This is a genomic window from Patulibacter sp. (assembly GCF_030655195.1).
GTDB lineage: Bacteria > Actinomycetota > Thermoleophilia > Solirubrobacterales > Solirubrobacteraceae > Patulibacter.
The window spans coordinates 78,037-102,991 of sequence record NZ_JAURWA010000114.1 but is presented as its reverse complement, the minus strand read 5'-3'; the positions used below and the strand labels follow the sequence as shown (position 1 = coordinate 102,991).

Annotated in this window: 23 protein-coding genes and 1 tRNA gene; 6 read left to right on the top strand and 18 right to left on the bottom strand. The window is 73.3% G+C overall.

All coding sequences use genetic code 11. The features are described 5' to 3' along the window. Window positions 1-19: 19 nt before the first annotated feature. Both Q7T67_RS12655 and Q7T67_RS12650 read right to left on the bottom strand, forming a co-directional pair. Window positions 20-940 (bottom strand): zinc ribbon domain-containing protein, encoded by a 921-nt coding sequence (locus Q7T67_RS12655; RefSeq protein WP_304789895.1) that lies wholly within the window; start codon window positions 938-940, stop codon window positions 20-22. A gap of 167 nt (window positions 941-1,107) precedes the next feature. Next, window positions 1,108-2,184 (bottom strand): class I fructose-bisphosphate aldolase, encoded by a 1,077-nt coding sequence (locus Q7T67_RS12650; protein ID WP_304789892.1) that lies wholly within the window; start codon window positions 2,182-2,184, stop codon window positions 1,108-1,110. Between the two features lie 238 nt (window positions 2,185-2,422). Here Q7T67_RS12650 and Q7T67_RS12645 point away from each other — a divergent pair, with 238 nt between their 5' ends. From Q7T67_RS12645 to Q7T67_RS12635, 3 genes are all read left to right on the top strand, one after another. Continuing rightward, entirely contained in the window at window positions 2,423-3,019 is a 597-nt protein-coding gene (locus Q7T67_RS12645; protein ID WP_304789889.1) for a thermonuclease family protein, read from the top strand. Then, the gene (locus Q7T67_RS12640; RefSeq protein ID WP_304789886.1) at window positions 3,016-3,270 is read left to right on the top strand and encodes a hypothetical protein; all 255 of its coding nucleotides are present in this window, start codon (window positions 3,016-3,018) and stop codon (window positions 3,268-3,270) included. The genes Q7T67_RS12645 and Q7T67_RS12640 overlap by 4 nt, the downstream gene beginning before the upstream one ends. A gap of 145 nt (window positions 3,271-3,415) precedes the next feature. Then, entirely contained in the window at window positions 3,416-4,024 is a 609-nt protein-coding gene (locus Q7T67_RS12635) for a hypothetical protein (RefSeq protein ID WP_304789882.1), read from the top strand. Between the two features lie 51 nt (window positions 4,025-4,075). On the opposite strand, the gene Q7T67_RS12630 is transcribed toward Q7T67_RS12635, so the two are convergent. From Q7T67_RS12630 to eno, 4 genes are all read right to left on the bottom strand, one after another. Then, entirely contained in the window at window positions 4,076-4,396 is a 321-nt protein-coding gene (locus Q7T67_RS12630; RefSeq protein WP_304789879.1) for a hypothetical protein, read from the bottom strand. Window positions 4,397-4,526: 130 nt separating this feature from the next. After that, a complete protein-coding gene (locus Q7T67_RS12625; protein ID WP_304789876.1) occupies window positions 4,527-4,868 on the bottom strand; it encodes a septum formation initiator family protein in 342 nt (113 codons plus the stop codon). A 151-nt stretch (window positions 4,869-5,019) separates the two neighbouring features. Then, window positions 5,020-5,289: a hypothetical protein gene (locus Q7T67_RS12620; protein WP_304789873.1), complete on the bottom strand. Its 270-nt coding sequence runs from the start codon at window positions 5,287-5,289 to the stop codon at window positions 5,020-5,022. A 94-nt stretch (window positions 5,290-5,383) separates the two neighbouring features. After that, entirely contained in the window at window positions 5,384-6,667 is a 1,284-nt protein-coding gene (gene eno, locus Q7T67_RS12615; protein ID WP_304789870.1) for a phosphopyruvate hydratase, read from the bottom strand. Between the two features lie 125 nt (window positions 6,668-6,792). Here eno and Q7T67_RS12610 point away from each other — a divergent pair, with 125 nt between their 5' ends. After that, on the top strand, window positions 6,793-7,137 hold the full coding sequence (locus Q7T67_RS12610) for a peptidoglycan-binding domain-containing protein (protein ID WP_304789866.1): 345 nt from the start codon (window positions 6,793-6,795) through the stop codon (window positions 7,135-7,137). A 42-nt stretch (window positions 7,138-7,179) separates the two neighbouring features. Here the strand turns inward: Q7T67_RS12610 and Q7T67_RS12605 are convergent, their stop codons facing one another. The 3 genes from Q7T67_RS12605 to mfd all read right to left on the bottom strand — a co-directional run bounded on the left by Q7T67_RS12605 (window position 7,180) and on the right by mfd (window position 13,017). Beyond that, window positions 7,180-8,097, bottom strand: coding sequence for a YabN family protein (locus Q7T67_RS12605; protein ID WP_304789863.1), 918 nt, complete (start codon window positions 8,095-8,097; stop codon window positions 7,180-7,182). A 109-nt stretch (window positions 8,098-8,206) separates the two neighbouring features. Continuing rightward, complete coding sequence (locus Q7T67_RS12600; RefSeq protein ID WP_304789861.1) at window positions 8,207-9,394, bottom strand: peptidyl-prolyl cis-trans isomerase; 1,188 nt, start codon at window positions 9,392-9,394, stop codon at window positions 8,207-8,209. Window positions 9,395-9,600: 206 nt separating this feature from the next. After that, window positions 9,601-13,017, bottom strand: coding sequence for a transcription-repair coupling factor (gene mfd, locus Q7T67_RS12595; RefSeq protein ID WP_304789858.1), 3,417 nt, complete (start codon window positions 13,015-13,017; stop codon window positions 9,601-9,603). 386 nt (window positions 13,018-13,403) lie between these two features. On the opposite strand from mfd, the gene guaB reads away from it, so the two are divergent. Then, window positions 13,404-14,942 (top strand): IMP dehydrogenase, encoded by a 1,539-nt coding sequence (guaB, locus tag Q7T67_RS12590; RefSeq protein ID WP_304789853.1) that lies wholly within the window; start codon window positions 13,404-13,406, stop codon window positions 14,940-14,942. A 51-nt stretch (window positions 14,943-14,993) separates the two neighbouring features. Here the strand turns inward: guaB and pth are convergent, their stop codons facing one another. The 3 genes from pth to Q7T67_RS12575 form a co-directional block, all read right to left on the bottom strand. After that, window positions 14,994-15,617, bottom strand: a complete 624-nt coding sequence (gene pth / locus Q7T67_RS12585; protein WP_304789850.1) for an aminoacyl-tRNA hydrolase — start codon at window positions 15,615-15,617, stop codon at window positions 14,994-14,996. Between the two features lie 111 nt (window positions 15,618-15,728). Beyond that, window positions 15,729-16,427, bottom strand: coding sequence for a 50S ribosomal protein L25 (locus tag Q7T67_RS12580; protein WP_304789847.1), 699 nt, complete (start codon window positions 16,425-16,427; stop codon window positions 15,729-15,731). 122 nt (window positions 16,428-16,549) lie between these two features. Beyond that, complete coding sequence (locus Q7T67_RS12575; protein WP_304789844.1) at window positions 16,550-18,688, bottom strand: glycoside hydrolase family 2 protein; 2,139 nt, start codon at window positions 18,686-18,688, stop codon at window positions 16,550-16,552. A 50-nt stretch (window positions 18,689-18,738) separates the two neighbouring features. Here Q7T67_RS12575 and Q7T67_RS12570 point away from each other — a divergent pair, with 50 nt between their 5' ends. Further along, window positions 18,739-19,026, top strand: a complete 288-nt coding sequence (locus Q7T67_RS12570) for a DUF4235 domain-containing protein (protein ID WP_304789841.1) — start codon at window positions 18,739-18,741, stop codon at window positions 19,024-19,026. Between the two features lie 96 nt (window positions 19,027-19,122). On the opposite strand, the gene Q7T67_RS12565 is transcribed toward Q7T67_RS12570, so the two are convergent. The 6 genes from Q7T67_RS12565 to Q7T67_RS12540 form a co-directional block, all read right to left on the bottom strand. After that, window positions 19,123-20,193 (bottom strand): cellulase family glycosylhydrolase, encoded by a 1,071-nt coding sequence (locus tag Q7T67_RS12565; RefSeq protein ID WP_304789839.1) that lies wholly within the window; start codon window positions 20,191-20,193, stop codon window positions 19,123-19,125. Between the two features lie 99 nt (window positions 20,194-20,292). Then, on the bottom strand, window positions 20,293-20,610 hold the full coding sequence (locus Q7T67_RS12560) for a hypothetical protein (protein WP_304789836.1): 318 nt from the start codon (window positions 20,608-20,610) through the stop codon (window positions 20,293-20,295). A 172-nt stretch (window positions 20,611-20,782) separates the two neighbouring features. Beyond that, window positions 20,783-21,763 carry a ribose-phosphate diphosphokinase gene (locus tag Q7T67_RS12555; protein ID WP_370695397.1) on the bottom strand — a complete coding sequence of 327 codons (981 nt, stop codon included), beginning with the start codon at window positions 21,761-21,763 and terminating at the stop codon, window positions 20,783-20,785. A gap of 279 nt (window positions 21,764-22,042) precedes the next feature. Further along, the gene (gene glmU / locus Q7T67_RS12550) at window positions 22,043-23,452 is read right to left on the bottom strand and encodes a bifunctional UDP-N-acetylglucosamine diphosphorylase/glucosamine-1-phosphate N-acetyltransferase GlmU (RefSeq protein ID WP_304789830.1); all 1,410 of its coding nucleotides are present in this window, start codon (window positions 23,450-23,452) and stop codon (window positions 22,043-22,045) included. Window positions 23,453-23,526: 74 nt separating this feature from the next. Next, window positions 23,527-23,598: transfer RNA gene (locus tag Q7T67_RS12545), tRNA-Gln, on the bottom strand. Window positions 23,599-23,730: 132 nt separating this feature from the next. Beyond that, window positions 23,731-24,894, bottom strand: a complete 1,164-nt coding sequence (locus Q7T67_RS12540; protein ID WP_304789827.1) for a hypothetical protein — start codon at window positions 24,892-24,894, stop codon at window positions 23,731-23,733. Between the last annotated feature and the right edge of the window lie 61 nt (window positions 24,895-24,955).

Genomic DNA, 24,955 nt, shown 5'->3' with positions numbered 1-24,955 from the left:
GCGAGGGCCGGTCCGGTGCTCAGCGGCGGGCGAGCGAGAGCCCGAGGCCCAGCAGCGAGCCCAGGACGAGACCGACGCCGATCGAGACCGGGACGGCGGTGGCCGTCAGCGCGGTGGTGGCGATCGGGACGACGAGCAGCGTCGCGGCACCCAGCAGGTCGCCGTCGAGCGACTCCCCCTGGCGGCGCGCGCGGATCTCGGTGACGATCCATGCGGTGGCCAGGGCGATCGCTGCGCCGGCCGAGCCGAACGCCACGACACCCGGATCCGCTGCGCGGTCCAGCAGGAGTCCGCCGACGCCGGCGACGAGGAACGCGACCACGACGACCGCGGAGCCCACGGCTCCCGCCCGGCGCTCCCACAGCCAGCCGAAGACCCCGAAGGTCGTCAGCACGGCCACCGCGTTCCAGGTGTTCGTGAAGAGGAGGGACGCGGTGACCGCGCGCCACGCCGGCGAGCCGTCGATCAGCAGCAGGTCGGTGCCGTTGAGGAGCTGCTGGACCGGCAGGCCGATCAGCGAGATCAGGATGATCGCGAAGGTCGCGTACGCCTTGCCCTCGGTCGCGTACGAGCTCTTCGCCCTGCGCGGGCGGCGGAGCGTCGCCCGCAGGCCGGAGCCGCCCGGCTTCGGTCGCGAGGGCTTCGACTTCGACTTCGGCCCGGCGTCCGGCTTGGACCTCGGCTTCAGGGTCCGGCGGCCGCGCTTGAGCGGCACGACGTTGTCGTCGTCCTCGGAACCCCGGGGGGTCCGGTCGTGCGACGAGCGGTCCGGCTCGACCGACGGGAGCCGCAGCAGCGCCTCGAGGTCGCCGTCCTTGCGGTCCAGGCGGGGGGCCCGCTTCTGCAGGCGCGTGCCGCAGTAGGGGCACTCGGTCACGAACGTCGAGACCTGCTGCCCGCAGGAGCTGCACACCGTGAACAGCTCTGCCTGGCCCGCCATCGGACCGATTGTAGGCTGACGGCGGGTCCGGGGTGCGCAGCAGGGGCGATCGACGTCGGTCACCCGCCGATCAGGGGCCGTGGGGACGCACCGAAGCGGCGTCCGCACGCCCGGATCCGGGGGCCACGGGGACGCCGGATCGTGGCGTCCGCGGGCCCCCGGGGTGATCAGGCGATGGTGATCTGCGGGTCCAGGTACACGTCCTGGATCGCCTGCAGCAGCGCGACGCCCTCCGCGAGCGGCCGCTGGAACGCCTTGCGGCCGGAGATCAGGCCCGCGCCGCCGGCGCGCTTGTTGATGACCGCGGTCTTGACGGCCTCGGTGAGGTCCGTCTCGCCGGCGGAGGCGCCGCCCGAGTTGATCAGCGGGGCGCGACCCATGTAGCAGTTGGCCAGCTGGTACCGGGTGAGGTCGATCGGGTGGTCCGTCGTCAGCTCGGAGTAGACGAGCGGGTGCGTCTTGCCGACCTTGATCGCGTTGAAGCCGCCGTTGAGCTCCGGCAGCTTCTGCTTGATGATGTCGGCCTCGATCGTCACGCCGAGGTGGTTGGCCTGGCCGGTGAGGTCCGCGGCGGTGTGGTAGTCGACGCCGTCGACCTTGAACGCCGAGTTGCGCGTGTAGCACCAGAGGATCGTGGCGAGACCGAGGCGGTGGGCCTCCTCGAACGCGCGGGCGACGTCGACGATCTGCCGACCCGACTCCGGCGAGCCGAAGTAGATCGTGGCGCCGACGGCGGCGGCGCCGAGGTCGTAGGCGCGCTGGACCGACGAGAACATGATCTGGTCGTAGGTCTCGGGCAGCGAGAGCGACTCGTTGTGGTTGAGCTTCACCACGAACGGGATCTTGTGCGCGTGGGTGCGGGAGACCGCGCCCAGGACGCCGAGCGTCGAGGCCACCGCGTTGCAGCCGCCCTCGATCGCCAGCTCGACGATGTTCTTGGGGTCGAAGTACGCGGGGTTGGGCGCGAAGCTCGCGGCACCGGAGTGCTCGATGCCCTGGTCGACCGGGAGGATCGACACGTAGCCGGTGCCACCCAGGCGGCCGCCGTCGAACAGGCGCTGGAGGTTGACCAGCGTGCGGTTGTTGCGGTCCGTCGCGGAGTAGATCCGGTCGACGAAGTCGGGGCCCGGCAGGTGCAGCTGCGAGGCGTCGATCGTCGTGGACTTGTGGCCCAGGAGCGAGTCGGCGTCGTCGCCGAGCAGCTCCGTGACGCGGTCGATCGTCGATGCGGTCTGAACAGCCATGGAGATCCTTCTCGTTGCTTTGGGTTCCCGACGGTCCGCACGGACCGCTCTGGTCTTCGGGGGTTCCTCGGCTCCGGATCCGGCAGGCTGGATCGGACGGCGAGACGCGGAGGGTATCCCAAAACCCCGCCTCCCACCCGCATCGCGCCTGCTCCCGCGCGTGACGGCACCGTGCCGGACCCGTGCCGATGCGGGGCGCCGGCGGCCCCCGTCGACCCGGGCGGATCACCCTCGGGCGATGGCTCCCGCTGCCCCGCGCCCCGGCCCCCCTCCTGCGGTGGTCGTCGCGCTGGCGGCGGTCGCCGGCGGCTTCGGGGCGACCCGGCTCTGGCCACCGGGCGCGGAGGCCCCCGGGGGCGTCGCGGGGCGGGCCGTCGCGGCGTTGTCCGTCCCCGGCGCGCGCGCCCGGGTCGTGCGGACGCTGGACGGCGACACCGCGCGCATCGCCTTCCGCGACGACGAGGGCCGGGCCACCGTCACCGTTCGCTACCTCGGGGTCGACACGCCCGAGACGGTGCACCCCGACCGCGGCGTCGAGTGCTTCGGCCCGGAGGCCTCGCACCGCAACCGCGACTGGGCGACCGGACGCCTCGTGCGGGTGCGCTTCGACGTCGAGCGCGTCGACCCCTACGGACGGCTCCTGGCGGCGCTGACGCCCGTCGGGTGGCGACGCTCGCTGAGCGAGCGCCTGGTGGCCGAGGGGCTCGGGCGCGTCCTCGCGATCGCGCCGAACGGGACCGACGCCCCGCACCTGCGCCGGGTGCAGCTCCGTGCGCAGCGGGTGGGCCGCGGTCGGTGGGGCGCCTGCGGGAATGCACTACCCTCGAGGACGTGAGCGCGGCCCGCCAACGCCCCTCCGGCTCGCTCGACGAGCTGGAACGCCGCCTGGCGCGCGAGACGCAGATCGCGCAACGCCAGCGCGAGAAGATGCTCCGCGAGGTGCAGCGACGCGAGGCGATGCGGGAGTTCGACGCCGTCAAGCGTCGCCGGGGCCTGCGGTACCTCGCCCTGCTGGGCATGCTCACGTTCACGGCCGTGCTCGTCACCCTCGTGATGTTCCGCGTGCTGTCGCTCGTCTTCGCGTAGACGCCCCTCGGCGCCGCGGCTCGGCCGCGCGGTCGTCCGCCGGAACTCGCCACGCGGTCGGCGGGGTGCGGGATCCGGCGCGTCCGACGGCGTCGCGGGGGCGCCACGCAGGGGGGTCCCGCTCGTCGGTAGATTGGGCTGCTACATGGCACGCCGTTCGCTCCGACCCCACCTGAACCAGATCCGCACGTGGGTGCGCCAGGGCCGCACCGACGCGTGGGTCGCCCACCAGCTCGAGGTCACCGGGCCGGAGATCGCCGACTTCAAGGACAAGAACGGCCTGACCGCCGCGTCGCCCGACGATCCGGCCGGCGCGATCGCCCCGGAGGACGTCGACCTCCGTGCCGAGGACGACGCGCAGATCGCCGTCGAGCTCGAGGCCGCCGAGGCCGAGCGCAAGGCGGAGGCCGAGCGCCTCGCCGCCGAGGAGGCCGCGAAGGAGGCCGAGCGCAAGGCGCAGGCCGAGAAGCGCGCCGCGGAGGCCGCCGAGCGTGGCGACGACGACGCCGAGGACGACGCCCCGCGGCGCCGCCGGCGCAGTGGCGGCGGACGTCGCCGTCGTGGCGGGTCGGCCAACGGCTTCGAGGGCACCTTCGACCACGGCGACGAGGGCTACGGCCTCTGGCTGGACCCGGCCGTCGCGGACTCCGCGGTCTACGCGGAGCACTGGGCGGGCCACCGCCCGGTCGAGGTCACGATCGAGGACGACCAGATCATCATCCGCCGCGCCGGCGAGGGCTCCGACCAGAGCTAGAGGGCGGGGCCACACCCGGGACGTTCGGGGCGGGGCCCGCACCCCTTCCCCCTATTCGTGGTGGACGATGCGCCCGCCGCCCCAGTCCTGGGCCTGGCCCAGGTAGCGCAGGAACGCCGCGTCGGTGACGCGGGAGTCCCAGGCGTCGGGATCGTCCGGCGCGACGCGCGAGGCCAGGTCCAGCGCCCAGCTGACGCCCGACTCGTAGAGGTCCACGAGCTCGTTGGTGGTGAAGGCACCGCCTAGCCGTCGCCGCAGCTCGTCGTAGGTGGCCTGCGCGACGTCCTCCGCGCGCAGGGAGAGCCGCCCGTCCAGGCCGGCGATCCACCGCTCCCCGCTCCGCCACTGCTCGACCGCCAGGCTCAACCGCACGGGGCCACGATAACGGTCCCACCCGCCCGCCTCCCGCGGGCGGGTGGTCCGTGATTCCGATCCGTCCGGGCGTCGCGATGCACCCACCTCATGTGGAGGTGGTGGGTGCGGCGACGCGATGCCGGGCGGATCAGTTCTTCGGCAGCCCGCGCACGACGTAGGAGCGCTCGCCCTCGCGAACCATCCCCAGTCGCCGTGCCTCGACGGTCAGGCCCCGCTGCGTGCTGAGTCGGGCCTTCTCGTGCTCCAGCCGCGCCTCGGTGGCCCGCAACGCGTCGAGACGCTGTGCCTGCTCACCCGCGGCGCTGCGCGCGTTCACCCAGTCGACCGCCGGGCGGACGTAGCTCGACGCCATCAGCAGCACGACCACGGCGAGCGCGATGCGGCCGAAGCGCGCACGGTTGGCGGCCACGCGGGCCGCCTGCGTCGACGGGGTGCGGGTGCCGCGTGTGGCGGTCGTAGCGCTGCTCACGACATGGCTGTTGGCCTCGCGCACCGCCGTTCCTCCGGACGCACGCCGACTTGCAGCCAGATGTCGTGGACGGCGTGCACGATCCGTTGCACGACCCCGGAACGCCTGTTCGCACGGGCGATCGCGGGCCCCGACCCGGCGGGCTCGCGCCTCAGGCCGCGGCGGCCGACCGCGACTCGGCGGCGACCGGGAGCGTCACCTCGGGCCCGACGGGTGCGAGGTCGAACTCGAGGTCGAGCTCCGGCTCGAGGTCGGCGGCGAGCAGCCGCGCGCCGCCGATCGTCACCGGGACAGCGAGTACCGCGGCCACCACGATCTCGAGCGGTCCCACGTACCCGAACACGGCGATCAGGCCGAGCTGCACGGCCGCGTACGCGACGAGGTACCCGGCGGCGAGAGCTGGGCGGGAGGTCCGGGTCATGGACGCCAGTTACCCACGCAACCATCTGCCCACCCACGGTCGGACGGGGGACGCCCGGGCGCCCGGCGGCGGGGCCCGCCGCCGGGCCGGGAGCTCAGCCGCGGAAGACGCTGCGACCCGGGTAGACCGCCTTGTCGCCCAGGGCCTCCTCGATGCGGAGGAGCTGGTTGTACTTCGCGACGCGGTCCGAGCGGGACGGCGCGCCGGTCTTGATCTGGCCGCAGCCGGTGGCGACGGCGAGGTCGGCGATCGTGACGTCCTCGGTCTCGCCGGAGCGATGCGACATGACGGCGGTGTAGCCGGCGCCACGGGCCATCTTGATCGCCTCGAGCGTCTCGCTCAGGGTGCCGATCTGGTTGACCTTGATGAGGATCGAGTTGGCGGTGCGCGCGTCGATGCCGCGCTGGAGCCGCTCGGGGTTGGTGACGAAGAGGTCGTCGCCGACCAGCTGGACCTTCTCGCCGAGGGCGTCGGTCAGCGTCTTCCAGCCGTCCCAGTCCTCCTCGTCCATCCCGTCCTCGATCGAGAGGATCGGGTACTTCCCGGCCTTGTCGGCCCAGTACGCCGAGAGCTCGGCGGCCGTGAGCGAGCGGTTCTCGTGCGTGAGGACGTACTTCCCGCCCTCGAAGATCTCGGACGTGGCGGGATCCAGGGCGATGCCGACCTGCTCGCCCGGCGTGTAGCCGGCCTTCTCGATGCCGTCGACGAGGACCTGCAGGGCCTCCTCGTTCGACGAGAGGTCCGGGGCGAAGCCGCCCTCGTCGCCGACCGACGTGGCGAGGCCGCGGGAGTGCAGGAGGGCCTTGAGGTGGTGGAAGATCTCGGCCCCGACGCGCAGGCCCTCGGAGAACGTCTCGAAGCCGAACGGGACGATCATGAACTCCTGGAAGTCCACGGAGTTGTCGGCGTGCGAGCCGCCGTTCAAGACGTTCATCATCGGCACCGGCAGCGTCACGCCGGCGCCCGGGGCGTCGACCTGCAGGTGCTTCCACAGCGGGACGCCGGCGTCGGCGGCGGAGGCCTTCGCGACGGCGAGGGAGACGCCGAGGATGGCGTTGGCGCCCAGGCGCGACTTGTTCGGGGTGCCGTCGAGGTCGATCAGCGCCTGGTCCAGGGCGCGCTGGTCGTCCGCGTCCCGGCCCTTGACGGCCGCGGCGATCTCGCCGTTGACGTTCGCCACGGCGTTCAGGACGCCCTTGCCGAGGTAGGCGTCGCCGCCGTCGCGCAGCTCGGTCGCCTCGAACTCGCCCGTGGACGCGCCCGACGGCACCGCGGCGCGCGCGGTGGCGCCGGAGGCGAGGGTCACCTCGACCTCGACGGTCGGGTTGCCCCGGGAGTCGAGGACCTGGCGGCCGAGGACGGACTCGATCTGGCTCATGTCGGCACAGTCTGCCGGGACGGCCGCGCGTTCGTCGGCCCGGCGCTCAGGAAGCGTTCAGGCGACCCTCGGCTCGCGCTCACGGACGCGTGCGACGGTGGGGACACCACCACCGAAGGCACCACATGTCGACCTCGTTCCACCCCCAGACCTCCCGCCCGTGGGACGCCCGCGCGTCGGACGCCACGCGGCCCTCGACGCCGCTCGTCGGGGTCGGCGTCGCCCTGCGCGCGCTCGGGGCGGCGCTGGTGCCCGGCCGCGCGGCGGAGGACGTGGTCCCGGCCCTCCGCGCCGCCGACGCCCAGGCCCTCCTGCGCGGTGCCCGGGTCCTGGACCGGGGACACCGCACCGCCCGGTGGGACCGTCCCACCACCGACGCCGTGGCGGCGTTCCAGCGGGCGCGGCACCTGCCGGTCACCGGCCTCGCCGACCGGCGCACCGCCGACCTGCTGCTCGCGACCGCCGCGTAGGTCTGCGCCCGGACGCTCGGGGGCGCCCCAGGGGCCCGCCCGTCAGTCGTCCTGCGGCTCCTCGGGCGGGACGTCTCCCCCGCCCGGGCGCTCGGCGAAGAGCACCTGCGCGTAGTAGCCCAGGCGTCCGTCGTCGCTGAGCTCCGCCCAGGTCTGGCCCTCGGCGTCCGCCAGGACCTCGGCGCGCAGCACGCGGTCGCGGAAGCGCACGCTGGCGGAGCGCAGGGCGATCTCGGGGTCGGCCTTCGCCTTGCGGGCGATGTTCGTGACCGCGAAGAGCGCGTCGCCCAGCGCCTGGAACGTCGCGGCCCGCGCCCCGGCGCGGATCGTCTCCGCCAGCCGGTCGAGCTCGGCGTGGGCGGCCTCGATCGCGGCGTCGACGTCGATGGGGTCGAAGCCCGAGCTGGCCGCCCGCCGCTGGACCTTCCGCGCGAAGAGCAGGGACGGCAGGTTGTCGGGCACCTCGCCGAAGATGCCGCCCTCGCGACCGGCCTCGGTCTGCTTGATCGCGTCCCAGTTGGCCAGGACGTCGTCGGCGCCCGTGACGTCGCGCAGCTGGGCGCCCGCCCGCTCCGTCAGCTGCGACTCCCGCGCCTCGCGGCCGGCCCGGTCGGCCTCGAGCACCTCGGTCATCTCCGGCGAGTCCTCGGCGAAGACGTGCGGGTGACGCCGGATCAGCTTGCGCCGGCACCCGGCGGCGACCGCCGCGAGGTCGCCGGCGCCGCGCTCCTCGAGCAGCAGCGACAGGAAGTGGACCTGGAAGAGCACGTCGCCCAGCTCGTCGCGGAGCTTGGCGTCGTCGCCCGAGTTGGCGGCGTCGGCCAGCTCGTAGGCCTCCTCGAGCGTGTGGGGCACGATCGTCCGCTCGTCCTGCTCGCGGTCCCACGGGCACTCGAGGCGGAGCCTCCGGGTGATGTCGTCCAGGGCCCCGAGGGCGGCGGTGATCTCGTCGCGCGGCACCCGGCACACGATAGAGGCCACGCCAGGGGACCCCCGGACGCACGACGGCCCCGGGCGATGCCCGGGGCCGTGGATCCCGACGGGGGCGCGGTGCGCCCGGGGCGGTCGGCTACTGACCGGACTCCGGCTGCTGCGTCTGGGCGGCGCCGGCGGCGGTCGTCGTCTTCGGCTTCTCCTGGTTCTTGCAGAAGGCGACGGTGTTGTAGCCGTCGCGGCACTCCGTCTTCTCCTTCCACTTCTTCAGGACGCCCTCCTCCCACTTCTGGGCGGCCTCCTGCGGCTTCGTCTGCTCGAGCTGCTGCTTGAGCACGGCCTTGACCTGCGCGTAGGGGATCGTCTTCGCGGGCGTGATCTTGTCGACGCGGAGGACGTACCAGCCGGTCTCGGTCTTCACGGGGCCGGCGAGCTCGGTCGCGGCGGTCGAGAACGCGGCGGTCTCCAGCGCCTTCTCCTGCTGGCCCTTCACGACGTTGGCGAGCTTGCCGTCGGCGTTCTTCGTGACCTGGTCGATCGAGTACTTCTTGGCGACCGACGCGAACGTCGCGCCCCCGTCGAGCTCGGCCCGGGCCTTCTTGGCCTCGGCCTCGGTCTTCGTCAGGACGACGTGCAGGTTGCGCGACTCGGGCTGCGCGTACTGCTTCTTGTTCTTGTTGTAGTAGTCCTGGACGTCCTTCTCGGTCACCTTGCCGGCGTCCTTGGTGGCCTTCGCCGTGAGCTTCTGGAGCTCGAGGCCCTGGCGGACCAGGTCCTTGAAGACGTCGCCGTTCAGGCCCGTGAGCTTGGTGAACTTGGCGAGGTTGGCCTTGCCGCCGATCTCCTGCGTGTAGACGGCGTCGAGCTGCTTGTTGATCTCGGCGTCGGTGACGTTGATCTTCGCCTCCTTCGCCTCCTCGTCGAGGACCTTCGTGGAGATCAGCTGCTGGACGGCGAGGCTCTTGGCCTGCTCCGGGATGCCCTCGCAGTACTGCTTGATCTGCGCGGGGGTCACCTGGGCCTGCTGCTCCTTGGGCACGGTGGCCTTGAGCTTGGTCTGGCACTCGGTGTAGGGCGCCTTGAACGAGATCAGCTGCGGGGTGGCCGAGGCGAAGAGCTTGTTGCCCGTGACCTGCTGGCTGGCGCGCATCTCCTGGAACTTCAGGCTCTGCTCGTACTGGGTCTTGGTGATGTCCGTGTCCCCGACCTTCGCGATCGAGTCCCCGGACAATCCACCTCCGCATCCGGTCAGGAGGGCGGCGACCGGCAGGCCGACTGCGCAGGCGACGAGCGCTTTGGTGGCGGGACGCTGGTGACGAGGCATCGGGCGCCAGACTAGCGACCCGACCTAAGTCGGGGCTCAGGGCCCCATCAGCGTTGCGCGCGGGCCGGATCGGAGATTCCGTTCCCGCCCGCGTGGTCCGTCATCGCGGGCCTCGTGGCCCGCTCGTGACACGGATACCCGTGCCGCGCCGGAGCCACGCACGGGCTGCGGGGCCGGGAGGACCGACCGCCCCCGCGGCCCGCCGGTCAGGCCAGCGCGATGCTCAGCGCCGCGGCCCGCACGCCCTCGGCCGCCGCCACGACGGCCTCGAGACGCTCCGGCCCCTCGGCGGGGACGGTGACGGTGATCCGCTCGTGGCCGCCCTCGTACTTCATGACCAGGCCCACCGCCGCCCCTTCCTCGCGCAGGCGGGCGATGCCCTCGGCGTCCAGCTCGATCGGGGTGGCCGTGAGCTTCGTCCCGCGCAGGGTGACGACGCGGCAGCGCGCCTCGCCGAAGCGGATCCGCGCCCGCTGGAGCTCGACGAGGTTCAGCAGCGGCTCGGGCATCGCGCCGAAGCGGTCCTCGAGCTCGCCGCGCAGCTCCTCGAGGTTCGCGACGTCGTTCGCCGACGCGATCCGGCGGTGGATGTCGACCTTCGCCTGCTCGTACGGCACGTACTCCGCCGGGACGTACGCGGAGACCTGCGCGTCCATGCGGACGGGCTCCGGACGCTCGTCGGCGCCGTCCTCGGACCCGTCGCGGTCTTCGGCCTCGCGCTCTCGGACGGCGTCCTCGAGCATCGACAGGTAGAGCTCGAAGCCCAACGCCGCGACGTGGCCGGACTGCTCGTCGCCGAGCAGGTTGCCGGCGCCGCGCAGCTCGAGGTCGCGCATCGCGATCTGGAAGCCGGAGCCGAGCTCCGTGTAGTCCGCGAGCGCCGTGAGGCGGTGCATCGCGTCCTCCGTCAGGGCCGCGGCGGAGGGGTACAGGAGGTAGGCGTAGCCGCGGTCCCGACCCCGGCCCACCCGGCCACGGATCTGGTAGAGCTGGCTCAGGCCGAAGAGGTCGGAGCGGTCGACGATCAGGGTGTTGGCCTGCGGGATGTCGATGCCCGACTCGATGATCGACGTCGAGACGAGGACGTCGGCGTCGCCCTTGAGGAACCGCATCATGTGGTCCTCGAGCTGCTGGTCGCTCATCTGCCCGTGGGCGACCTCGAAGCTCATGTCGGGGCAGAGCCCGCGCAGGCGCGCCGCGGTCTCGTCGATCGTCTCGACGCGGTTGTGGAGGAAGAAGGACTGGCCGCCGCGGTCCTTCTCGCGGCGCAGCGCCTGACGGACGAGCTGCTCGTCGTACTCGCCGACGTACGTCTTGACGGGGCGGCGGCCCTCCGGCGCGGTCTCGATCGTCGAGATGTCGCGGAGGCCGGCCAGCGACATCTGCAGCGTGCGCGGGATCGGCGTGGCGGACATCGCGATGACGTCGACGCGGAGCTTCAGGCGGCGCAGGTTCTCCTTCTGCTTGACCCCGAAGCGCTGCTCCTCGTCGACGACGATCAGGCCGAGGTCCTTGCCTGCGACGTCGCGGCCGAGGATGCGGTGGGTGCCGACGAGCACGTCGACCTTGCCCTCGTTGAACGCCTTGACGACCTCGCGCTGCTCCGCGGCGTTACGGAAGCGCGAGACCTGGTCGACGGTCAGCGGCAGGTCGCGCAGCCGCTCGGCGAACGTCGCGTAGTGCTGCTGGGCGAGGATCGTCGTCGGTGCGAGGATCAGGACCTGCTTGCCGTCCGCGGCCGCCTTGACCGCGGCGCGCAGCGCGACCTCGGTCTTGCCGAAGCCGACGTCGCCGCAGATCAGGCGGTCCATCGGGCGCGTCGACTCCATGTCCGCCTTGACGGCGTCGATGGCGTCGAGCTGGTCGACGGTCTCCTTGTACGGGAACTTCGCCTCGAACTCCTCGACGAGCTCCCCGTCGGCGGGGAACTGGTACCCGCGGCGGGCGCGGCGCTCGGCGTAGAGGGTGATGAGCTCGCCGGCCATCTCGTGCGCGGCCTTGCGCGCCCGGGTCTTGATCAGCTCCCAGCCCTTGCCGCCGAGCTTGCTGAGCGTCGGCTCGGCCCCGCCGCCGGTGACGTAGCGGGTGATCTTGGCCAGCTGGTCGACGGGGACGAAGACCTTGTCGTCGCCGGCGTACTGGAGCTTGAGGTAGTCGCGGGTGATGCCGCCGACGGTCTTCGTGTCGAAGCCGTTGAAGCGGGCGATCCCGTGGTCCTCGTGGACGACGATGTCGCCCGTGCGCAGGTCGGCGAAGGACTTCAGCGCGCCCTTGCGCCCGGAGCGCCGGCGGGACTCGTCGTCGGCCTCCGTCTTGCGCCGGCGCATGAGCCGGTGGTCCGGCAGCACCGCGAGCTCCATCCCCGGGGCGATGAAGCCGTGGCGGAGATCGGCGATGACGAACCCGGCCCGCGAGCGGTCGAAGTCGCCCTCCCCCACCCACTGGGCGCGGACGCGGGAGAGGTTGTAGGCCGCGCGGTCGCCGTCGCCCTGCCGCCGCCACGTGACGACCGTGCGGTAGCCGGAGCGCAGGAGCTTCTCGAGCTCGGTCTCCGCCCCGGTCAGGTTGCGGGCGGCCAGGTCGCCGGACTGGGCGTGCAGCTGCAGGTCCTGGTCCTGCAGGAGGCTCATGATCCGCAGCTCGGCGCGACGGTCGAGCTCCTCCATGATCGCCTCGGGCTTGACGTAGAGGTGGCCGGCGTCCTCGTCGTGGAACGCGGCGCAGACGTCGTCCCACTGGTCGCGCAGCGCGGGCTGGATCTCCTCGTCGGCGACGATGATCACCGCGGCGTCCTGCGGCACCAGGTCGAGGAACGGGCCGAAGCGGTCGACGGGCAGGAGGCTCGCGACGTCGGGTCGCTCCTCCCCCTCCTTCGACGCCTGGATCGAGTGCGCGATCTCGTCGCCGCGGTGCTCGGCGGCGAGCTCGGCGGCCGGCGCGACGTCGACCTGGTCGAGCTCGCCGAGGCTGCGCTGGGTGTAGACCGAGAACGCGCGGATCGACTCGATCTCGATGTCGAAGAGGTCGACGCGGACCGGGTTGTCCTCCGTGGCGGGGAAGACGTCGAGGATGCCACCGCGGATCGCGAACTGCCCGCGGTCGTCGACCTGGTCGACGCGGGCGTAGCCGCAGGCGACCAGGTCCCGGGCGCAGTCGTCGAGGTCCAGGAGCTCACCCGTCCTCAGGCAGAACCCCTTGGGCCGCAGCGCCGGATCGGGGACGGTCTCCGACAGCGCCGCGGCCGAGGCCACGACGACCGGGAGCTCGGTCTCGCCGTCGTCGTCCGCCAGCAGGGCGTCGAGCGCCGCGACGCGCATGCCGACGAGGTGTGGCGGCGGGGCCAGGTGCGACTCGTAGGCGACGCCGCGCGACGGGTAGAACCGCACGGGTCGCGGGTGCAGCCAGGCCCGCAGGTCGCGGGCGAGCTCGCGGGCGGACTTGTCGTCCGGCGCGACGACGAGCGCGGGCCGGCCCAGACCGATCGCCCCGTCCACCCCGTCGAGCGCGCCGGCGACGACGAACGGCCGCATCGACGTGGCGACGAAGACCTTGCCGCCCTCCCGCGCGATGCGGGCGCCGGTGGGTTCGTCGGCGAGGTGGCGGAGGAGCGGGCGGAGGGACATGCGGCGGACCGGTGGGAGTACGGGCGAGGTCGCGGAGAGGTTGTCCTCCGGCCCGGCGAGGGGACGCGAGAAGGCCCCGCCGGGAGCCGGCGCGGCCGTGTTCGCCGTCCGTCACGGCGGCGCCGGGCGGACGTCCGGATCGTATCGCGGGGTCGGGCGGAGCCCGGTGCCGCGGCGCACGTCCGGCGCGCGACCGCCGGGCCGGGGAGGGAGGGGTCGGCGCTCTGGACGGATCGGCACCCGGGGCGAACGGCGTATCGGAGCCCGATCACGCTGTTCCGGCCCATGGGCGCGCTACCGTCTGGAGACGGACGTCACGTCGCTGCGCCATCGGCGGCGGCGGGGCACCCGGGTTCCTCGCCGCAGTCGACCCAGCACCCGCCGCCATGCCCCACGTATCGCACCTGACGTCCCGCGACGTCGCTCCCGCCGTCGAGGCGATCACGCCGAGCGACAAGTTCGTCCTCGAGGGCCTGACGTACGACGACGTGCTGCTGCTGCCCGGCCCGTCGTCGGTGCTGCCCAACGAGGTCGCGACCGGCACGTGGCTGACGCGCAACATCCAGCTGAAGGTGCCACTGCTCTCCGCGGCGATGGACACGGTGACCGAGGCCCGGATGGCCATCGCGATGGCCCGCCAGGGCGGCATCGGCATCCTGCACCGCAATCAGTCGATCGAGGACCAGGCGGCCCAGGTCGACACGGTCAAGCGCTCCGAGGCGGGCATGATCCGCCACCCCGTCACGATCGGGCCGGACGCGACGATCCGCGACGCCGACGCCGTGATGGGCCGCTACGGCATCGGTGGCCTGCCGATCTGCGACGAGCAGGGTCTGCTGCTCGGCATCGTCACGAACCGCGACATCCGCTTCGAGTCCGACCACGGCCAGCCGCTGCGCTCGGTGATGACCCCGATGCCGCTCGTCACCGCCTCGCCCGGCACCTCGGGCGACGAGGCCATGCGCCTGCTGCGCGAGCACAAGATCGAGAAGCTGCCGCTCGTCGACGGCGACGGTCGCCTCGCGGGCCTCATCACCCTGAAGGACTTCACGAAGACGGAGAAGTACCCCTCGGCCTCCAAGGACGGCTCCGGCCGCCTGCTCGTCGGTGCCGCGGTCGGCGTCGGCGCGGACTCGCGCGAGCGCGCCCACGCGCTCGTCGACGCCGGGGTCGACGTCCTCATCGTCGACACCGCGCACGGCCACCAGCGCGGCGTCCTCGAGACGGTCGCCCAGGTCAAGCGCGAGACCTCCGTCGACGTCATCGGCGGCAACGTCGCCACCCGCGGCGGCGCCCAGGCGCTGATCGACGCTGGTGCGGACGCCGTGAAGGTCGGCGTCGGCCCGGGCTCCATCTGCACCACGCGCATCGTCGCGGGCGTCGGCGTCCCGCAGGTCTCCGCGATCTTCGAGGCCTCCCGCGCCGCCCGCCCGGCCGGCGTGCCGGTCATCGGCGACGGCGGCCTGCAGTTCTCCGGCGACATCGCGAAGGCCATCTCCGCCGGCGCGTCGTCCGTGATGCTCGGCTCGCTGCTGGCCGGCTGCGAGGAGTCGCCCGGCGAGCTCGTCTTCATCAACGGCAAGCAGTTCAAGTCCTACCGCGGCATGGGCTCGCTCGGCGCGATGCAGGGCCGCCAGAGCTTCTCGAAGGACCGCTACTTCCAGGACAACGTCTCCGGCGACGACAAGCTCGTCCCCGAGGGCGTCGAGGGCCAGGTCCCGTACCGCGGTCCCGTCCAGGCCGTGGCGCACCAGCTCGTCGGCGGCCTGCGCGCCGCGATGGGCTACACGGGCGCGGCGGACATCACCGAACTGCAGGACCACGGCCAGTTCGTGCGGATCACCTCGGCGGGTCTCAAGGAGTCCCACGCCCACGACATCCAGATGACGGTCGAGGCGCCGAACTACGCGGCGCGCCCCCGCTAGGAGGGGCAGCCGCCCTCGTCGTACCGCTCGAGGGCCCGCTGACGCGGGCCCTCAACCGTTGGGCTTGGCGGCGACGAGCTCGCGGTGGCCGAAGACGATCGACTCGGCCGCGTCGGAGGCACGCGTGACCAGGTCCTCGACCTCGTGCTCGGCCTGGCGCCACTTCCCCAGGACGTAGCCCGACACGATCTCCGGGTCCGTCGAGGCGGGGCGCCCGACGCCGATGCGCACGCGGCCGAAGGTCGGCTCCCCCAGCTCGCGCTTGAGCGACTTCAGGCCGTTGTGGCCGGCGAGACCGCCGGCGAGACGCCAGCGCACGTCGCCGAACGCCAGGTCGATCTCGTCGTGCAGCACGAGGATGCGCTCGAGCGGGACCTTGAGCTGGCCGCGGGCGGGGCTCACGGACCGCCCCGACTCGTTCATAAAGGTCTGCGGCAGCAGGACGCCCACCTTGACCGGCGGACCGACACCGAGCCCCCCCGCCCCCTCGCGGACGGTTCCCTGCCAGAACTCGCCGCGGAACTTCGCGCGGCCCTTGCCGAGCTCCCAGCGCCGCACGAGCTCGCGGGCGACCTGGAACCCCGCGTTGTGCGGGGTGCGCTCGTACTGGGACCCGGGGTTGCCCAGGCCCACGACGAGCCAGTCGACGGGGGTGGTGCCCCCGAGCAGGGCCATCGGCGTGACGGCGACGCGGACGGGCGGCGGTGCCGACCGGTGCTGCTCGACGCCCGTCGCGGGGTGCGCGGCGGGCGGAGCGGCGACCGGACGGCTGCCCGTCCGGGTCGGCTACTCGTCGCCGGAGGAGTCGGAGTCGGAGCCCGACTCGTCGTCGGTGAGGACGGTGCTCTCGTTGGCCTCGCTGCCCTCGGCGGCCAGCGCGCCGGCCTCGGCCGCGGCCTCCTCCTCGGCCTCGACCTCGGAGGCCAGGCGCGGGGCGGCCATCGTCACGGCGATCGGCTCGGCGTCGTCGACGAGCGTCGCGGTCGACGGGACGACGATGTCGCCGACGGTCAGGTTGTCGCCGATGGCGAGCTCGGTGACGTCGATCGTGACGTTCTCCGGGATCTCGTTCGGGAGCGCCTCGACCGTGATCTCGCGGACGATCTGCGTGACGATGCCGCCGAGCTTGACGGCCTCGGCCTCGTCGGCGCCCACGACCTCGACGGGCACGACGGCCTCGATCTTCTGCTTGAGGTCGACGCGGAGCAGGTCGACGTGCACGATCTGGCCGCGGACCGGGTGACGCTGGGCGTCCTTCAGCACGACGGGCTCGCTCTTGCCGCCGTCGATGGCGACGTCGATGACCGCACCCTTGGCGGCGAGCGTGTGGCGCAGATCCCGCTCGTTCACGGCGATCGAGACCGGGTCGCCGGAACCGCCGTAGATCACGCCGGGGACGCTGCCGGCGCGACGGGCACGCCGCGACTCACGCGAGTGGGCGGGTTCGCGGGAAGCGACTGCGAGCGAGGAAGAGTTCGTGGCCATGAGCGACCGATGATCCTAGCCGAGACGCTCGCGTTCTGCGGTGCCCTCGGCCGGATCCGGTCGTCGCCGGGGCGGCGGTCGTCGCGGACCGCGCCCGGGCTCCGGCGGCGTGCGGCCCCGGCTCAGGCCCCGGGGGACGCCACGCCGTCGGCGGGGTCGCCGTCCTCCCCCGTCCCGTCCGTGGACGTGCGTCCCGGCGGGGACGGCGGGATGGTCACCGGCGTGGTCGGCGCGGGCGCCGTCTGGTCGACGCCGCGGAACTCGTCGTGCAGGACCTGCCAGGCGGGCTTCTTCGAGAAGCCGGCGTCGCGGCCCAGGAGGCCCTTGCCGTGCCAGGGCGGCGTCGGCCGTGGATTGCCCCCGCCCCAGTTCGGGCGGACGCGGAACTCGCGCAGACCCCACCAGATCGCCCCGTCCAACCACGGACGCGACCGGTAGACCGCGAAGTGGTGGGCGGCGTAGGCGGCCTGGAAGGCGTAGGTGCCGGCCTCGGTGACCGGCCCGTCGCGGTTGGCCTCGGCGCCCGTCTCGGTGATCATGATCGCCTCGCGGGGGTTGCAGGCGTGCAGGGCGTCGAGGAACGGCCCGAGCTGCGCCGGATCCGCCAGCGGCTCGTTCGGTCCGCCGTACCAGCCGAAGTAGTCGTTCAGGCCGAGGATGTCGACCGGCCCGTACGCCCCGACGCAGCCGTACTTCACGCCGGACTGGCGCGCGTAGGCCATCGGGCGCGTCGGGTCGTAGGTGTCGACGACCTTGCGGGCCTCCTGCATGTAGCGGACGATCGGCGCCCCAGGGTTCGTCGTCAGCTCGTTGGCCACCGACCACGTGAAGACCGACGGGTGGTGGGCGTTGACCTGGATCGTGGTCCGCAGCAGGTCCATCGCGTTCTGCCGGATGACGTCGCGCGCCAGCTGCGACTGACGCACCTGGTAGACGGGGATCTCGGCCCACACGAGGAGGCCCTGGCGGTCGGCCTCCTCCAGGATCCGCGGGTGGAACGGGTAGTGCCCGCGGATCACGAGGCCGCCGAGGGCGCGGACCTGTCTGAGCAGCGTGTCCTGCCCCTCGTCCGTCAGGGCGCTGCCGTTGGGCACGTCCATCTCGTGGACGCCGCTGCCGCGCAGGTCGACGCCCTTGAAGTTGAGCTTGAGGCGACCCCCGACGACCTTGATCGAGCGGATGCCCGTGCGCAGCCGGTAGCGCGCGACCCGCTGCCCCTCGCGCTTCCCGTCCAGCAGCCGGGCCTCGACCGCGACGTCGTAGAGCTCGGGGTCCTTCGGGGACCAGACGCGGGGCCTGGGGACCTTGATCGTGCCGGAGACGGTCGTGGCGCGGGAGCGTCCGAGCGCGGCGGTCGGGGCGAGCGACACGCGGCCCAGCTGGACCGTGCGGCCGTCGATGCGGCCGGTCAGGGCGACGCGACTGCGCTTGCGTGCGTAGTTCGTGGCGGTGACGCGGAAGCGGACCACGCCCGAGCAGGTCGCGCAGGGCAGGTCGGGGGTGACCTGGACCGGCGAGAGGTCGATGCCGTCGGCGTACCGCAGCCCGACCTCGCGCGGGATGCCGCCGTCGTTCCACCAGCCGCCGCCGGGCGTCCCGTCCTTCTGGGTCGACCCCGGCGGGAAGTCGCCGACGTTGCGGCGGTTGTCGGTGCGCACGACGACGTTGACGCGGCCGTCCTTGGCCTGCGAGGCCGGGATGGTCGCCGAGAACGGCTCGTAGGCACCGCGGTGCGATCGGACCCGGACCCCGTCGACCCAGACGGTCGCGGCGACCGAGACACGCTCGAAGCGCAGCAGGAACAGGCCCCCGCGGCGGGCCTTCTCGATCCTGGGCAGGCGCAGCTCGCGGCGGTACCAGACGACCCCGCCGGCCTGGGAGGCGGGCGAGTTGTCCCCCGCGTTCCAGACGTCGGGCACGGACGTGGGCGTCCAGCCGGTGGCGGTCCGCTGCCGCTGCCACGCGCTCTTCAGTCCGACGATGCCCTGGTCGCGCCGGACCAGCCAGGCGCCGCCGACGGTCCAGCGGTCGGCGGGACCGGCGTAGTACCGCCCGCCGGCCGTCGGCGGCGTGGCGGCGGGACGGGGGACCGGGGTGGTCGGTGGGTCCGGCGTCGCCGGTGGTGCGGGGGTGGTGGGCGACGCGGGTGCCGTGGTCGCCGGGGCCGGGACGTCCTGGGCGACGGCCGGGGCGGCGAGGGCGGCCGAGAGGACGGCGGCCAGGGCCGCCGCACGCGAGGCGGCCCGGAGGGGACGGTGCATGCCTGCTCTCTAGCACGGTCCGCGTCCGCCCCGCGCTAGTCTCGCGGGCGATGAAGCTCCTCTTCAAGCCGTTCGGGATGGTCGCGGGCCTCGTCGCCACGAAGGCCTCGACCGCGATCTTCGACCAGGTCTGGCAGCGCGTCGACGGCGGCGACCTGCCCGACGCCGACGTGCGGGAGGACCCGGCGGGCCGGGCGATCCTGGCCGCCGCGCTGCAGGCCGCGATCTTCGCCGGCACGACCGCCGCGGTCAGCCGGTACGGCATGCACGTCTTCGAGCACACCTTCGGCCACTGGCCCGGCGACCACCGCCAGGTCGAGGCCGGTCCCGACGCCTGAACGACGACCGCCCCGGGGGTCCGGGGCGGTCGGGGCGGCACCCGGTCCCGACCGGGCCGAGCAGGGCCCCGCCGGGGGCCGCCGGGGGCCGCCCGCCTACTTCAGGCGACGGAAGATCGTCCAGGTCCGGCGGGAGGTCCCGTCGGAGGTCTTCAGACCGCTCTTCCAGTCGCTGCGGCCCTTCGGGTCGCGCAGCTGGTACCAGATGAACGTCTTGATGCCGTTGCGCTTGGCCAGGCTGAACGCGGACTTCAGGTAGCTCGCCGCGCGGGAGGTCGGCGTCTTGAAGCGCCCCTCGGTGCGGTAGGCGAACTCGGTGATGTGGATGTTCCGCGCGGCGGTGCTCGACAGGCGGCCGGCGCGGGCGAGGGCCTTGATCTGCCGGACGGTCGTCCTCAGGTTGCCGTGCGTCCACTGGTCCGTCGCCGACGTCGCCTTCGTGGGCGAGCGCGAGAAGTCGTAGGTGTGCAGCGTGAAGCCGTCGCCCAGGAGCTTCGTCCGGGCGGCCTTCGAGCGGCTCGTGGGCCGGAAGGACGAGTCGAGGTAGAGCGCCTTGCGGAAGAACGCGCCCGGGTTCGTGGAGGCGTCCCCGGAGCGGGTGTTCGGAGCGGCCTCGCCGACCAGGACCTTGGCGCCGCGGTCGTTCTTCTTGATCTGCTTGTAGACGCGGTTGGAGAGCTTGACCCAGGCCCGCTCCTGGCGGGTCGGCCAGGCGGTCTTGTAGTTGGGCTCGTTGAACGTCAGGTAGCCGGCGAGCGACAGGTCCTTCAGCTGCGTGGCGACGTCGCCCATGAAGAGCACGTACTTCGACTGCAGCGACGAGGAGACCTTGGCCCCGGCGCGCTTGCCGCGGCCCATCGTCACGTAGCTGCCGACGAGCAGCTTGACCCGTGCGGCGCGGCCCTCCTCGGCGGCGCGGCGGATGCGGGCGATCTGGTCGGCGGGGGCCTGCGTCGTCTTCTCGTCCCAGTTGACGAGCACGCGGACGGTGCGGGCCTTCGACGCCTTCGCGTCCTTGAAGAAGGAGGCGCGAAGGTCGGCGTCGTCGCTCAGGATCGCGTTGTCCTGGAGACCCTTGGTCGGGGCGGCGTCAGCGGCGGCCGGCACCGCCAGCAGGGAGAGCGAGGCGAGGCCGGCGGCCACGAAGCGCGAGGTGTTGCGGGGCATGCGGGTCCTCTCGTGGGGGAACGACGGGGGATGATCGCAAACGCCGGGCGGGCGGACGCCGCCACCCCGGGACGTCACCGGCCGGCGGCCGGGCGCCGGTCAGCGGGCCTTGCGGATCACCAGGCCGCGCTCCTGGAGCGTGGCCAGCGCGTCCTCGAACGCCCCGAAGTCGCGGGACGTGAGCAGCTCGACGGGCCGTCCGGCGGGGCCGGCGGTGCGCATCCAGCGGTGCAGCGTCGGCAGGCCGACCTGCTCGGCAGGCTCGCTCGTCAGCGTCAGCAGCAGCGCGAGCTGCGGCTTGTGCTCCATCTCGCCGCCCGCGATGACGCTCAGCGGGTCGGCGTCCAGGACGGCGAGCACCTCGTCGTCGGTGAGCCCGAGGCGCTCGGCGAGGAGCTGGGCGGCGGAGGTCTGCACGGACCGAGCGTACCGCGCTCCCCCGGGTGCCCCGAACCTCGCCGCAGTCCGACGCGCCCCGAACCTGCGACGTTCGGGGCGGGGCCCGGTCCTCTCCCCGGGTGCCCCGAACCTCGCCGCAGTCCGACGCGGTACGAGCCCGTGACGTTCGGGGCGGGGCCCGGTCCTCTCCCTAGAAGAGCTGGTTCTCGCCCTGGAAGACCTCGGAGACCGAGTCGTCCGTGAAGATCGAGCGGATCGAGTCGGTCAGCAGGGCGGCGCAGGAGACGACGTGGACGTTGTCCGGGGCGCCGGCGCGCAGCGGGATCGTGTCCGTCACGACGATCTGCTCGAACGGGGCGGCCGCGAGGTTCTCGTAGGCCTTGCCGGAGAAGACGCCGTGCGTGGCGGCCGCGTAGACGCGGGAGGCCCCGGCGGCCTTGACCGCCTCGCCGGCCGCCCGCAGCGTGCCGGCCGTGTCGATCATGTCGTCGACGATGATCGCGGTCTTGCCCCGCACGTCACCGATGACGTGCCCGATCTCGGCGACCTGCTGCTGGGGCCGCTCCTTGTCGAGGATCGCCAGGTCCGCGTTCATGCGGGTCGCGAACTTCTTGTTCAGCTTGACGCGCCCTGCGTCCGGGGCGACGACGACGAGCTCGTCGTCGAGCTGCAGGTCGACGAAGTACTGGGTCAGCATCATCATCGCCGTCATGTGGTCGACGGGGATCTGGAAGAAGCCCTGGACCTGGCCGGCGTGGAGGTCCATCGTCAGGACGCGGTCGGCACCGGCGGACTCGAGCATCCGGGCGACGAGGCGCGACGAGATCGGCTCGCGCGGCGCGCTCTTCTTGTCCTGGCGCGAGTAGCCGTACCAGGGGGTGACGGCGATGACGCGGTGCGCGCTGGCCCCGACGGCGGCGTCGATCATCACGAGGAGCTCCATCAGCGCGTCGTTGGCGCTGATGCCGGTCTCCGGGTTGCCGCAGGTCGGCTGGACGATGAAGACGTCGGATCCGCGGATGGACTCCTCGAACCGGCAGTAGACCTCGCCGTTCTGGAACGTCTTGAGGGTGACGGGCCCGGGCTTGACGCCGAGGCGGCCGGCGATGGCGTCCGCGAGCGCGGGGTTGGCCCGCCCGCTGAACAGCATGAGCCGCTTGTCGTAGCCCAGCTGCAGGCTGGTGCCGGGCGTTTCCAGGGTCGTCGGGACGGAGCTCACGGTGTGGCGATCCAGAGGGCGAGGAGGCGGGGCGGCGAACGGGTCGAGGACGACCCGCGCAGTCCGGCAGGCTACCCGGACGTGCCGGGCGGTGCGGGCGTCCCGGGGTTGCGCGGCACCCGAGCGGGTATTCGGGACCGTTCGCGTACGGCGGCACCGAGGGCGGGGACGGAGCGGCCCCCCGGGCGGCGCCGGGCCGGGCGGGGTCGCCGACGCAGCCCCGCGCCGGACCTACGACGTCGCGTCCGCGGCGCGCGCGGCGGCCTGCTCCGCGTAGCCGTCGAGGTTCTTCTGACGGGCACGGGCGATGCCGAGCGCCCCGGCCGGCACGTCCTTCGTCACGACGCTGCCGGCGCCGGTGTAGGCGTCGTCGCCGACCTCGACGGGCGCGACGAGCGTCGTGTCGACGCCGGTCCGGACGCGCGCGCCGATGGTGGTGCGGTGCTTGCGGTGCCCGTCGTAGTTCGCGGTGATCGTGGCCGCCCCGAGGTTGGTGCCCGGACCGACGTCGGCGTCGCCGATGTAGCTGAGGTGCGGCACCTTCGAGCCCGCGCCGACGTCGCTGTTCTTGATCTCGACGAACGCGCCGGCCTTGGCGCCCTCGCGCAGGACGGTGCCCGGGCGCAGGTAGGAGAACGGCCCGATGGTCGCGCCCGGCTCGGCCGTCGCGCCGACGAGGTGGCTGTGGAGGACGGTGGCGCCGGCGCCGATCGTGGCGTCGATCGTCGTGGTGTGCGGACCGACGACCGCGCCCGCCGCGATCGTCGTGGTGCCGCGCAGCACGCAGCCGGGCTCGATCGTCGCGTCCGGCTCGATGGTCACGCCGGCGTCGATCGTGGTCGAGGCGGGCTGCACGACGGTCACGCCGGCGCGCAGGTGCGCCTCGTGGATGCGGGCCTGGGCGACCTCACGGACCACGGCGAGCTCCGCGCGGTCGTTGACCCCGAGGACGATCTCGGGGACCGGGGCGCGGTGCGCACCGACGCGGTGGCCGTCGGCGCGCAGGATGCCGAGGACGTCGGGCAGGTAGCGCTCGGCCTGGGCGTTGCCGTCGCCGACGCGGGGCAGCGCGTCGAGCAGGCGGTCGCCCGAGAAGCAGTAGACGCCCGCGTTGACCTCGCGGATCAGCAGCTCCTCGTCCGTCGCGTCGCCCGCGACCTTCGTCTCGACGATCTTCGTGACCGCCCCGTCGGCGTCGCGGACGACGCGGCCGAGCTGGCCGGGGTCGGGCAGCTCGGCGCTGAGGACGGTGGCGGCGTTGCCCTCCGCCGCGTGGGTGGCCAGCAGCGCGCGGACGACCTCGCCGGTGACGAGCGGGGCGTCGCCCGTCAGGACGACGACGGGCCGGTCCGGGTCGACGGCGCCGAGCGCGGCCGTGACCGCACCGCCGGTCCCGTCGCCGTGGCGGTCGGCGTGCTGCTCGACGATCTCCACGTGCCCCGGGAGGTGCCCGTCCAGCACGCGGGACGGCTGGTCGACGACGACGGTGCGGTGCGCGCCGGCCCCCTCGGCGGCGCGCAGGACCCACCCGATCAGGGGCACGCCGCACAGGTCGTGCAGGACCTTCGGCGTCGTCGATCGCATCCGGGTGCCGCGGCCGGCGGCCAGGACGATCACGGTCGGGGCGGGCTGCGGGCTCACGCGGCGCAGCGTACGTCAGCGGGCCCTGCGGGCGACGGCGGCCCCTGCCCGCGCCCGGGGCGCGGACCCCGAGGTTGGGGAGCAAGGATTCGAACCTTGACCGAACAGCTCCAAAGGCTGACGTGCTGCCGTTACACCACTCCCCAGCGCGTCAGACAGTCTTGCGAACCCGGCGGCGGGCCGTCTGCCCGATCCGGCGAGGCCCCGGCGGGCCCGCGTGGGCGGGGACCCGCCGGCCGACCTCGATCAGCGAGGACCGCGGACGCGGCGGCGCGCGGTCACCTCCCGCGTCGGAGGTTGAGCACGAACGACCGCCGCTCGTCGATCCCGGCCTCGTTGGTCACGGACACGCGGACGGTGCGCTTGGCCTGCTTCGAGGTGAGGCGGACCCGGACGTGCACGGTGACGCCCTTCCCGGCCCGGACGTTCGAGACCGATGCCACCCGGCGCGACATCGCCACGCCGGTCTTCTTCGTCAGGCGGACCTTGAGCTTCCGGGCGTCGTCGTCCCCCGCGTTGCGGATGCGGATGCGGACGTCGTAGGACCGCCCCCGCTTGAGCTTGCCGGGGATGCCGTAGAAGCGGACGGAGAGCTGCTGCTGCCCGCCGGTGCCCTCCCCGCCGGTCTCCAGGGCGTCCGCGATGCCGTTGCCGTCGAGGTCGTCCGGCAGTCCGTCGCCGTCGAAGTCGTCGAGGATGCCGTCACCGTCGGTGTCGACGCCCCCGGCGCCGCAGTCCCCCAGCGCCGGGTCGCATGGCGGGGTCGTCCCGCCGCAGTCCTCGAGCTCGGGGATGCACGGCGGAGGCGAGCCGTCGCACTGCTCGAACTCGGGGTCGCACGGCGGTTCCGTCCCGCCGCAGTCGTCGACCTCGGGGTCGCACTGGGGGGGCGGCGCGGTCCGCACCGCCAGCGGGACCGGGCCGAGGGTGTCGCGGAGCTCGTGGTTGGCCCCGGCGCCGTAGGCCCGCACGGCGAAGCAGTTGATCTTGCCCTTCGAGCCGATGCCGTCGTCGGTGACCGTCGCCTTGACGATGCCGACGTCCGCGTACACCACCGTCGCGTTCTTCCGGACGTTGCCGGCGCTGCCGTAGAGCTGCGCCTTGCCCGCCGCGACGTTGGTGCGCAGCGTGACCTCCGGTGCGCACGCCCCGCCCGGCTGCGTGATGCCGTACTGGATGTCGACGTCGCCGGGCGGCTTGTTGCCCATCTGCACGGTGGCCTTCAGCTTCCCGCTGGTGCGGTTGAAGAACGCGGTCGCGCCGACGACGTCCAGGCCCCTGGAGGGCGCGTCGCCCGCCGCATCGGTTCCCGAGCCCTCGACGACGGAGGCGGCCGACGCGGACGGGGCGCCGACGCCGAGCACCAGGAGCGCGATCGCGAGGACGAGTGGGCGGCGGCTCCGGCGCTTGGACGGGGACGGGGACGGTGATGCTGGGGTCATGCCGAGGATCCTGGGACGGACGGGCGCGGGGGCGCGTGGACGGTGTGGGCGACTGCGCCTC

Bases quoted from the DNA above. Each gene is read 5' to 3' on its own strand.
- Q7T67_RS12655 (WP_304789895.1), bottom strand. From the start codon at position 940: ATGGCGGGCCAGGCAGAGCTGTTCACGGTGTGCAGCTCCTGCGGGCAG.
- Q7T67_RS12650 (WP_304789892.1), bottom strand. From the start codon at position 2,184: ATGGCTGTTCAGACCGCATCGACGATCGACCGCGTCACGGAGCTGCTC.
- Q7T67_RS12645 (WP_304789889.1), top strand. From the start codon at position 2,423: ATGGCTCCCGCTGCCCCGCGCCCCGGCCCCCCTCCTGCGGTGGTCGTC.
- Q7T67_RS12635 (WP_304789882.1), top strand. From the start codon at position 3,416: ATGGCACGCCGTTCGCTCCGACCCCACCTGAACCAGATCCGCACGTGG.
- Q7T67_RS12620 (WP_304789873.1), bottom strand. From the start codon at position 5,289: ATGACCCGGACCTCCCGCCCAGCTCTCGCCGCCGGGTACCTCGTCGCG.
- eno (WP_304789870.1), bottom strand. From the start codon at position 6,667: ATGAGCCAGATCGAGTCCGTCCTCGGCCGCCAGGTCCTCGACTCCCGG.
- Q7T67_RS12610 (WP_304789866.1), top strand. From the start codon at position 6,793: ATGTCGACCTCGTTCCACCCCCAGACCTCCCGCCCGTGGGACGCCCGC.
- Q7T67_RS12600 (WP_304789861.1), bottom strand. From the start codon at position 9,394: ATGCCTCGTCACCAGCGTCCCGCCACCAAAGCGCTCGTCGCCTGCGCA.
- mfd (WP_304789858.1), bottom strand. From the start codon at position 13,017: ATGTCCCTCCGCCCGCTCCTCCGCCACCTCGCCGACGAACCCACCGGC.
- guaB (WP_304789853.1), top strand. From the start codon at position 13,404: ATGCCCCACGTATCGCACCTGACGTCCCGCGACGTCGCTCCCGCCGTC.
- pth (WP_304789850.1), bottom strand. From the start codon at position 15,617: ATGGCCCTGCTCGGGGGCACCACCCCCGTCGACTGGCTCGTCGTGGGC.
- Q7T67_RS12580 (WP_304789847.1), bottom strand. From the start codon at position 16,427: ATGGCCACGAACTCTTCCTCGCTCGCAGTCGCTTCCCGCGAACCCGCC.
- Q7T67_RS12575 (WP_304789844.1), bottom strand. From the start codon at position 18,688: ATGCACCGTCCCCTCCGGGCCGCCTCGCGTGCGGCGGCCCTGGCCGCC.
- Q7T67_RS12570 (WP_304789841.1), top strand. From the start codon at position 18,739: ATGAAGCTCCTCTTCAAGCCGTTCGGGATGGTCGCGGGCCTCGTCGCC.
- Q7T67_RS12565 (WP_304789839.1), bottom strand. From the start codon at position 20,193: ATGCCCCGCAACACCTCGCGCTTCGTGGCCGCCGGCCTCGCCTCGCTC.
- Q7T67_RS12540 (WP_304789827.1), bottom strand. From the start codon at position 24,894: ATGACCCCAGCATCACCGTCCCCGTCCCCGTCCAAGCGCCGGAGCCGC.